2 protein-coding genes are annotated in these 9399 nt (G+C 39.9%); both read right to left on the bottom strand.

All coding sequences use genetic code 11. The features are described from left to right. Window positions 1-5725, bottom strand: a 5725-nt coding sequence (locus tag J3U14_RS09240; protein ID WP_267369639.1) for an SdrD B-like domain-containing protein, incomplete at its 3' end; no start/stop codon positions are given. Next, window positions 5725-9273: a hypothetical protein gene (locus J3U14_RS09235; protein ID WP_267369636.1), complete on the bottom strand. Its 3549-nt coding sequence runs from the start codon at window positions 9271-9273 to the stop codon at window positions 5725-5727. The genes J3U14_RS09240 and J3U14_RS09235, both read right to left, overlap by 1 nt. Window positions 9274-9399: the final 126 nt, after the last annotated feature.

The following is a 9399-nucleotide window of genomic DNA, read 5'->3' as shown; positions in this document are numbered from 1 at the left end:
GCGTAATTGGCGTACTTAATGCGCCAAAGGCAATATCATTTGCGCTGTATTTTCCGTCGTTATCGGCATCGATCACCACATAACCTTTGATAACCGCACTGCCGTGATAACCTATTTCTATTCCGTTAACTAATGACTTATTATCAGCAACATGCACTTTTAGCGATAAGTTAGGTGATCCGGCTTTAACTGCACCTTGTCCTATATCCGTATAGCTCAATTGATAACCATCCCAGTCAGCCACGGTTTGTAAACTGTCCTCGGTGATAATCCAATCGCCTTCCGATACGTTGCCCGCCTCAAAGTTACCTTTACTGTCAGTGGTCACTTGTTTCGTAATTGTGCTACCCGTTTTAGTCAGAGTTAATGCTAAACCGGATAAATCCGCATCAATCGCTGAGTGGGTTCGGCTGTTGTCTATATCAATGCTGACATGACCTTTGATCATGGCAATATATTTATACGCTGAACTTTTGTCTAACTCATTTTGTTTTAACGTTTTAAACTCAAAGCTATCACTATTTCCGGCTATGACAGTGTCCGCAATTAATTCCGTTCCTTCCGGTGTGCTAACCTTAATTTGATAGTTACCGCCTTTCGGTAATTTTTCAAACTGATAGTGACCTGAAGTGTCGGTATTAACCTTTTTAAGCTCGACATAATCCGTTGCACCCGGTGCCTGATAATTAAGGGTCACATTAATGCCATTAAGCCCTTCATCACCCTGTCTGTCTTTGCTGTCATTTTCATCAACCCAGACATAACCATCGATTTTTAATTTTCCTACCAACAGATAATTGTTATCCAGTGAACCTTTTTTTGGTAAATTCGCAACCGGAATAACAATATGTTTCGGATCGTTACCTGCTGAGCTTTGTTTAAACTCATGGTCGGCATTAGCGTCTAATTTCAGTACCACAGAATAGTTAGCATTATCACCAAACACCAGATTAGAGAAATGATACTCACCATCTACGGTTTGTTGGGTCATTAATAGCTTACCAGTTCCATCTAAACCGTCACGTAGCTCAACGGTATACGTGATCGCACTATCAAGTAAATAGGCAAACTCATTTAACTGATTAAAATCGGTATTATTATCGGCATAATCAACATAGATTTTACCACCAATACCTTCATCACTCGCTTGTTTAAAATAGAAATTATTGTCTTTTATACCCACATTAGTTAAATCTAGACCAGATAAAGTATCAATTGGTTGAGTGGTACCTTTACTGTTTTTAACTAATGAATAACCATCTGGTGAAGCGACAATATTAATGCTGTACTTCCCTTGGGATAGATTATAGAAGTGGTATTCACCTTTATCATTGGTATACTGACGTGCAATCTCGTTATTGTTTGCATCACGTAAACCAATTAAAACTTGAGTAATTGGCTCAACTGGATCGCTACCATTTAACAAGGTTTTTCCAGAAATTCCGCTGTTGATTGCATAACTACTGTTTATACCAGCTGACGGTGAACTATTTGAACTTCCTGCCAATAAGAAGTATTGGTTTTGAACTGTCTTTCCAACATCTTCAAAGTGAATCGGTTTTAAATTGATATTTGTGTTACCCTCTGCATTAGCAATAACACCAAAATCTTTTGTGGGTTCAATTTCTACAATATAATCAGTATTTAAATCAATACCACTAAAACTATAGTAACCTTTTGCATTCGTTTTTACTTCACGATAAAACGTACGATTGGAACCATCAAATTTATATAATTTGACGTTTATATCCGGTATCGCCATGTCCCCTGTTTTATTAACATAATTTTCTAGTGTGCCATTATTGTTAATATCAACCATTACATGACCGGTGATCGCCGCATCGCCGTTTTTCTTGTAAATAAAATCTAAATTATCACCCGTTACTTTTGGTGTTTTTTCATTAATGGCAATGCCCGTAACTGTATCTGAAACATTTTTTAATTCATAACGTTGTTTATCTAAACCCTGTTCAGTAACTTTAACGGTATAAGTATCATTAAATAAATTTTTAAAGTTATATAGACCGGATTTATCGGTTTTAGTTTTTGCATAGAGTTCACCATTACGATATAACTCAACGGTGACACCCGAAATCACAACATCATTTGTGCCCGGAGTAAAAAAACCATCATCGTCATAATCGTAATAAAGTCGACCACTGATCTCTGTATCATTTTTCAGTTTTACTAACCAGTACTGATCTGGTGCTCCCAATAAACCTGAAGGCGCAACTTGCATATATTCCAGATTTGTTTGTACTTTTGTTGGCAGATAAGCGCCTTTTAACTGACCACTGTTACCGACCAATTCAAATTGCGTGGTATCCAGACCAGTTAAACGTAATAACATATTGGTTAGATATAATTTTCCTCGCGTTGAATTCGCGGCTGTATAAGCAAATTCGCCCGTGTATTGTACACTTTTATCGATAAAGTCAACTTGATCCAAAATATCGTCAACATTACCGTTAAAATATCCCGGGTAGATGCGAGGGGTAAAAATACCACTTACGGTTAGCAAACCTTTATTATATTGAATAAGTTCTTCTTTAGTGAGCTCAGCTGCCCCGTCTTTGTTTTTAGAACCTGTTACATCCAGATAAAGCTTGCCCGAAATTGCCTCGGTCGTATTTGATGGTACAACTTGAGCTTGCATTAGATATAATTTATTTTTATCTAAATTATTGGCAAGTGAACCATCGGCTAATACTTCAAAATCTAACGTTCCTGGTGGTGTTGCTGGATCCACATCCGCAATGTCGATAAAATCATTGCCCGGAGTGTGAACTATACGGTATTTGCCTTCCGGTAATGAGTATAGCTCCATCGTCCAGAACTTACCCCAATACTGATAATCATTACTGTTTTTATCCCAATAATAAACATTTGATGTATTAGTCCCTCTCTCTGAATCTGAACCATACCTATCGCCATTCATATCATTAACAGGCATAGCACGAATATTACCTTTTCCTTGCATTAGAAAATTTTTAACAATTGGTGCACCAAGTTTGTCAAATCGAATTTTATGGCTAGCTGCAAGATCTTGACTGCTATTTTCTACTGCTGTTACGCTTTTACGTAATGCTTTAACGATAAAATCTTTTCCAGCTGTTAGCCCATCAGCGCCGGTAAATTTATAAAGCCCATCAGAACCAGTTTTTTTAGATGCAATAACACTTTGTCCGCCTATTACACAAGCATTGTTATCTTTACAAAGTAAGACTGTCGCATCAAAAAGTGGTAGATCATCATAAGTCCCTGGAATATTAACTTCTAATACCCCTTTGCCAGAATATGTATCTAGGTAAACTTTACCACGAACAACATAATCTTGTTGTTTCAGCTTATACCAAAAGTTAGTTCCCTTATTATGCGCTTTTCCACCTTCAATTTTTATTTCAAAAACTGACTGGTTATTTTCAACGCCAGTATTTTGATCATTATTTTCAAGTTCAATATCTTGTGAATTAAAATTACTTCCAGCAGAAAAACTTGGTCTAGTTAAAACACGATATTGACCATCCGGTAGATTTGTAAAATTATAATAACCGTCCTGATTCGTACCAAAAATTGTGAATAAGTTCCATGTATTATCTGACTGCTTTTTGTATAACGATACCTGAGCAAATTTAATTGCTGTATCTTCATCTGGGTTATAATCACCCAAAGCGCCAGAATGACTATTATTTAAGTAAACATAACCAGATAGCGTATTCGGCTTTTTAGGTTTGAAATACATAGCATTCGAGTGTGAAAGTTCCGTTTGTATCGTTAAAATATAATCACCACTCGAATAGTCAACTTCAATTTCGTCATTAATATCATCAATTTTATAAGTATATAACCCGGCATGATCAATCGGAGCAGCTACCCTACCGAGCGCACCGAGCACGCCATACGAACCACGTTTGCCGAGTGTTGCAGCTAATGGGGTTCCTTGTTTATCAAGAAGCGGAGTTACGCCGTCTTCTTCATAAAAAGAGACTTTCATGTAAGTTGTAGCAGTGTGTGTTGGGCTGACACCATTAACAATACCACCCCAAGCTGTAGTTGAATTAGCTGTTCTAATATTGCTTTCAACGTTTAACGTTCCTAAGTTCTCTCGAAGGGGAGAATACCAAAAGTTTCGATTCGATTGGGTTCCTTTACCTAAACCAACAACAATAATTTCTTTAGGAGCGATATTAGCCTGAGTACCATTACTAAGTTTTACTTTCCCTTTATGGCTACTTCTTGATTTTGGTGAAGTACTGGTTGATTTACCATCAGAATCATTCACAAAAATATAGGAATTTAAATCTATACCGGATTCGTTAATGACTACTTTATAATCTTTGCCGATCGCCAAACCACGGAATTGATATAATCCATTGCTCTTATTTGTTGTTTGTGTAGCAATCTTTTTCCATGTACTATCATCGTATTGATAAAGATCGACGGGGGTTTCTAAATAAGTCGTATTTGATACAGGTAATATATTATAAGGCTTACCAGAATCAGGTCCCCTAGGCAAAAACTGATTTGATAAGACAAATACCTGACCCGATATACCAGATAAACTTGAATCATTTGGATCAATTTTTAATAAAAATGTCGGACCACTTGTTTGGTTATTTGCATCTGTTATTTTGATGTTTTGTTCAAGTTTGCTAAGTGGAATATAAGGCGCTTTCACATTGGTTACTTTTATGTCATAACTCGCCACCGCTAAATCTTTAAAACGATATAGACCATCATCGCTTGTAGTTATCGTTTTTGTGCCCAAAACTTTGGTTGTCGTGCCGGGATAGTAAAGCTCGACATTCATACCTAATGCGCCAGTATCCGTATCAGCACCATAGATACCGTCATTGTTTTGATCTATAGCTACGATTCCATCGACGCCCCATTCATTACGTGGTTTTATATTGAATGCACCTTTTTGATTGGTACCATTCATATTAAACTCTATCGTATTAATGTATTTATGCGAATTATCGGGTAATGTTGCATCCCATAAGGTATATTTAGTTTGATTACTTGAGTCAGCAATAAAATCTTCAATATCAACAATTAGGTCATACTTATAGGTTTTTAAAGTATTTTTGATGTCAATTTCACCTTTATCATTGGTGGCAAGCGTTAACTCTTTTGTTGATGCAGAATTAATTAGTTTAATGGGAATATTTTTGGCGCCATTACCTTTTTCATCCTTAACATCTAAATGAATATCACCGCCTTGCCCTTTGATAAATAAGTTCTGAGCAGACGCACCGGTATCAACGATAAGTTGCACTGAACGATCAATGGTTTCACCTTCCGTCGTCTTTGCCACAACCTTATATGTCCCCAGTAACGGCGCATCTAATTTATAGCTACCGTCCTGATTTGTGGTCGTGTCCGATAGTAACTTTTGATTACTGTCATATAATTCAACTTTTAAACCCGTTAACGGCATTTCTGTTTTACTGGCCGTATTATCATAATCTAAATAGACTTTTCCACCTATATCAAAGGCATATGCTGTTGATATCGTCGTCATCGATATCAACGCAGAAGCTAATAAGCGCTTTATGCTTCTTAGCATCGTCTTTTGCACTGTTGCATTATGCTCAGTTCGCATTATCTTCTCTCCTGATATGCGTAAATTCTTCTCTTCTTTACGTTTTTCAACACTTGGGGCATTGAACTGCATCTTCGGTAAGTGCTTTTCTACACCGGTAACTTTTTGCCAACTGTTCATTAGAAACTCCCCACTACATTGACAAACCAACCTCGTGAACGGTAGTTCAGGTGTGTTAAGTTGTCGTTATAATCCGTGAAGTTGTAACCCACGCCCATCTTGATGTTGTCGCCAATATAACGATAAACACTGGTCACCAATCCGTCTTTGTGGTCATCTGCCAGACTTGTTCGTAGCGTTCGACCTTCAACCTGATATTCCCAGTCGCCTGTCTTGTAATTAACACGCACCGCATACAAACTTGCACCCGATGAGTACCAGTCACTTTCACCTTTATAACGTAAATGACCCTGTCTGTGCGCCGCTTTAAACGCCGTTTCCCAGTTCGCATTCCATTCGTAAACACCTTCTAATGACCATACCCAGCTCTTTTGGTCATACAAGCTCGACGTATAACGTTTACCGCTTGATGACGTTGAGTTCACTATCAACTGGTCATCCGGGTCTAATCCATACACATACGTCAATTTACCAAATAAGTTCAGGTTGTTTATCGCTCTCGGTCGGTAAGCAAAACCAACCATCGATTCCGTGTAGTTACTCACCACTTCACTGTTGTTTCTGTGCTCCCCTAACGTCTTGGCAAAATCAAACTGTACCAGCCAGCTTAAGTCTTCATTGACCACCGTCTTCGCCCGGTTAGTAGTCACCCATTGTCTTATGCGTTCATTGCCGTTATCGATTCGGTATTCCACACGATTACGGATTTGGAAAACATCATTTTTATAACCGTATCCCACCGCCCAAACATCACGACGAGTTTCATCATTTCCGGTTAAACTGGTGTGATTGCGGTGACGGTTGCTCACACGACCTATCGAGTAAGACCCCTCTATAAATTGGGCTTCCGTCGGTTTATAACTCACCCCATAAACATCCGATGTCGTGTGGTCTATGCGGTTGGTTTTAAATTGTCGCTCGGAATATAATTCCATTTGACTCGTCGCCTTGGTTCGACCACCAAATACCGTTGTAATACCGCGACCCGAACTTGAGTCCACATCATTGAGTACCTTCGTGTATAAGTTGGTGCGGTCATTCACATCCCAGCTGCCCTGGATGCCACCACCGCCTCCCCGGTTCGACACAAATAATTCCGCGCCAATATTAATGCTGTCCGTTATCTGAGAGCTGTATCCTACCGTCGTTCGGTTGTCATTTGACACATCACCCGATTTGCCTAACGTCAACTGCTGAATGATGTAACCTTTGTCCCGTCCGTCAAAAAACGAGCGTTCCAGTTTCGCCGCCACCAGCATCTCATGCGTGCTGTCCTCACCATAATTGTGGTTATTGCGGTGCTCCAGCTCTAATGTGGTTTTATATAAATCGCCCAGCGTAGTGTAATATTGCGCACGGGCTATTCGTTCTACATAGTTACCCTTGTCTTTTTCATTGCTGTAAGAAACTAATACCCCTCGCTTATCCGGCTCAAAGTCATAACGTAACTCGCCACCCCACTCTTCCAAATCACTGCTACGGGCTTTGGCAAACGATGAAAAGCCTTCCTGCTGCATCGAGTAATACCCTTTAAAACTCAGCGGAACATCCTCATCGGTAAAGTCATCAAAGTTGATGGTTTGCTCTATCTTCCATGCCGCACCACGGGTATCACCTGATAACGTCGTTTGATTAAACGAGACACCACCATTGCTCGACACATAGATATCATTCATCCCCGCCTTGCTTTTCGCATACTCCACATGGGTATGTGTCCCCTGCGTTGGTCGTATTATCAGGTCAACCCCTTTTAATTCATACGTATCGCCGCTTGACTGGTCTTCATTGATATACGTCCCGCCAATTCGAACATGGTCGTTTAACCAGTGATAAGCACGACCACCAAACACTTTTTCGCTGTTAAAGTCAAAACCGTCTGAATAATATTCATACTCCGCAATAATCCAGACCGGGTTACCCCCTAACAGATTACCGCCTTCAATTATCGAGCTCCCCGTCTCACCCTGTGCCGTCATAGGCAGTGGCTTGGTTAAAAGTACCCGACCCTGAAACTGATTGACTTCATAGTCCACACCTTCCGTCAACGTCCCGGTGCTCAGTACCCGACCGGTATTACGGTCACGTACCTCCATTGACAGCTTTAAACTCCCTTCGGTAATACGCTGATGTTTTAAAAAATACAAACTACCACCAGTCGAGGCTAACTCAACATGACTGCCCCGTGTTTCACCGTTCGATAAAAACACTGTCCCGTACGTGCGGGTATCACCATATCCGGTCACACCTTCACTTTCATGAGACAATTGTGCACCGTATAAACTGCGGTTAAAGTTAGCAAACTCATTGCCGGTAATCTGCGTGTTATAGTTACCCCATAACCCGTAACTTTTCCCTTTCTCTATTTTGAGATAAAACTTCCCTTCCGTATCCACATCCCGCTCAGTGGTCGAACCATCACCATGAGTAGGGTAGTAAGCTTGCGGGTCGATTTCACGGATAAAACGGGTCGGGTCTTTTTCACCTAAATGACCGAACGCATTTTTCAGCCGGGTTTCCGTTGTGTCTAAATGGGCGGTAATGCGATAATCACCTTTGTTCGCTTTTAAGTAAAAAGCAACCCGTCCATCCCAGCTCCCTTTGCCGCTGTAGTGATGACTGTCTGCCTCTTCCAGTATGGATTGTCCTTCGCCACTGACATTGTTTTGCGCATACGTCACATCCACTATGCCCACATAGAAAAGGTCATCTTCCTGCTCCACCACCAGCTTTTCCTGCTGTGTGTAGGTCTGACCCTGCTCATCCTGCCAGCTTAAATCAAACTGATACTCACCCGGGGATAAAATTATCTCGCGCATGGCTCGACCATTGTCGTCCACCACTAAGCGCTCACCATTGAGCATCACTGCTTTTTTATCTTCCAGTCCCGCCATTTGAATGACCACTTTACGGTCTTGCGCACTGGTGACGATGCCCTGATGGTTTATTCGGCTTTCACCAAAGCCCGGTATGGTGCTGTCTGATTTTAATTGGCCAAATAATAAATTCGACGAGGTAGATTGGAGGTTAGATTTGCTATAGGAAATAAAATCACTGTCGGTTTGTGCACTGCCATAACCTAATGTCTTAAAAAATGTCGCATAAACATTGTCTTTCAAACCGTCATAACTGGTGGTGGTTAAAATCGCTTTATACTCGCTATCAATCGATAATGGCTCACCATTATCCGTATTGCCATTCCATAATACCGCTTCATAAGGGCTGATATCACTAAAACGGAACGTCTTTAAGGGATATTGGTTATCTAAATCAGATTGTCGGTAAATGGTGATTTGGTATTCCGCAATTTTGGTTGGATAGTTGGTATAAACATAAAGCCCCATTGGTGTTGTAAATAATCCTTGTGAAGTTAACTTCACTTTAGGATTATAGATACTTAAATTAAGCTTTTCTTCTGCATTAAACTCATCCCGGATAATGTTCAATTTGGGCACGTTATCCGTACCGGCATAAACACCATTTGAGCCGAGTAAAAAAGCAACACTTATCCCCAAACAAAGCGGATGTCGGGTCCAGTTATGTTTTTTCATCTAATTTATTTCCTTTCTTTTAATAGCTATTATTTTTATTTATTGTTAGTTCAGTTAAATGTCTTTTATTAACATCTATACCGATTATCGTTTTAAGTTAACATTTAATTAATAATTAATGATTTA

This window comes from Gilliamella sp. B3801 (assembly GCF_026536645.1).
Classification (GTDB): domain Bacteria; phylum Pseudomonadota; class Gammaproteobacteria; order Enterobacterales; family Orbaceae; genus Gilliamella; species Gilliamella apicola_I.
The sequence above is the reverse complement of the archived record's forward strand: the minus strand, read 5'-3'. Positions and strand labels throughout refer to the sequence as shown.